Annotated in this window: 1 protein-coding gene; it reads right to left on the reverse strand. The window is 70.9% G+C overall.

Annotated elements, in window-relative coordinates; genetic code table 11:
* On the reverse strand, positions 1–347 hold a 347-nt coding region (locus KI686_RS17485), incomplete at both ends, for an ATP-binding cassette domain-containing protein (RefSeq protein ID WP_237590324.1).

Consider the following 347-nt stretch of genomic DNA (forward strand, 5'->3'; position numbering starts at 1 on the left):
CCGCCCTCGGCGCTCAGCGCGATCGGCATGCCGAACGCCTCCGAGAGCGCCTCCGCCGTGAGCGTCTCGGCGATCGGCCCCTGTGCGACGATGCCGCCCTCGCGCAGCAGCATGACGTGCGTGAAGCCCACCGGGATCTCCTCGACGTGGTGGGTGACCATGATCATCGCCGGAGTGGTCGGCGACGCGGCGTAGCCGCTCAGCAGCTGGAGCAGCTCCTCGCGGGAGCCGAGGTCCAGGCTCGCGGTCGGCTCGTCGAGCAGCAGCAGCTCAGGGTCGGTCATCACCGCACGCGCGATCTGGACGCGCTTCTGCTCTCCGTCGCTGAGCGTGCCGAACAGCCGCTC

This window comes from Polaribacter sargassicola, from assembly GCF_021991835.1.
In the GTDB taxonomy this organism is placed as follows: Bacteria; Bacteroidota; Bacteroidia; order Flavobacteriales; family Flavobacteriaceae; genus Polaribacter; species Polaribacter sargassicola.